Origin of the sequence: Pseudidiomarina indica, from assembly GCF_900104245.1 — a bacterium.
Taxonomy (GTDB): Bacteria; Pseudomonadota; Gammaproteobacteria; order Enterobacterales; family Alteromonadaceae; genus Pseudidiomarina; species Pseudidiomarina indica.
In genome coordinates this window covers 1-1,286 of sequence record NZ_FMXN01000029.1, presented here as the reverse complement: position 1 = coordinate 1,286, position 1,286 = coordinate 1, and the positions used below count along the sequence as shown (strand labels likewise).

Below are 1,286 nucleotides of genomic sequence, written 5' to 3'. Positions count from 1 at the left end.
ACGGGTGCGAAGTTGTTGATGCCATGCTTCCAGGAAAATCCTCTAAGCTTCAGGTACATGTTGACCGTACCCGAAACCGACACAGGTGGTCAGGTAGAGAATACTAAGGCGCTTGAGAGAACTCGGGTGAAGGAACTAGGCAAAATAGTACCGTAACTTCGGGAGAAGGTACGCCAGAGCTGGTGAAATCCTCGCGGATGGAGCTGGAGCTGGCCGCAGTGACCAGGTGGCTGGGACTGTTTATTAAAAACACAGCACTCTGCAAACTCGAAAGAGGACGTATAGGGTGTGACACCTGCCCGGTGCCGGAAGGTTAATTGATGGGGTTAGCGTAAGCGAAGCTCTTGATCGAAGCCCCGGTAAACGGCGGCCGTAACTATAACGGTCCTAAGGTAGCGAAATTCCTTGTCGGGTAAGTTCCGACCTGCACGAATGGTGTAACCATGGCCACGCTGTCTCCACCCGAGACTCAGTGAAATTGAAATCGCCGTGAAGATGCGGTGTACCCGCGGCTAGACGGAAAGACCCCGTGAACCTTTACTACAGCTTGGCACTGAACATTGAACCTGCATGTGTAGGATAGGTGGGAGGCTATGAAACACCGGCGCCAGTTGGTGTGGAGCCATCCTTGAAATACCACCCTTGTATGTTTGATGTTCTAACTCAGGACCGTTATCCGGTTCGAAGACAGTGCCTGGTGGGTAGTTTGACTGGGGCGGTCTCCTCCCAAAGAGTAACGGAGGAGCACGAAGGTTGGCTAAGTACGGTTGGACATCGTACGGTTAGTGTAATGGCACAAGCCAGCTTAACTGCGAGACGGACAGGTCGAGCAGGTGCGAAAGCAGGTCATAGTGATCCGGTGGTTCTGAATGGAAGGGCCATCGCTCAACGGATAAAAGGTACTCCGGGGATAACAGGCTGATACCGCCCAAGAGTTCATATCGACGGCGGTGTTTGGCACCTCGATGTCGGCTCATCACATCCTGGGGCTGTAGTCGGTCCCAAGGGTATGGCTGTTCGCCATTTAAAGTGGTACGCGAGCTGGGTTTAGAACGTCGTGAGACAGTTCGGTCCCTATCTGCCGTGGGCGTTTGAGAGTTGAGAGGGGTTGCTCCTAGTACGAGAGGACCGGAGTGAACGAACCTCTGGTGTTCGGGTTGTCACGCCAGTGGCACTGCCCGGTAGCTATGTTCGGAATCGATAACCGCTGAAAGCATCTAAGCGGGAAGCGAGCCTCAAGATAAGCTCTCACTGACATGTAATTGTCCTGTAGGGTTGTTGAAGAC

General features: G+C 53.3%; 1 rRNA gene. It reads left to right on the top strand.

The features are described 5' to 3' along the window. Positions 1-1,286: ribosomal RNA gene (locus BLP64_RS10685) — 23S ribosomal RNA — on the top strand; the annotation flags it as partial.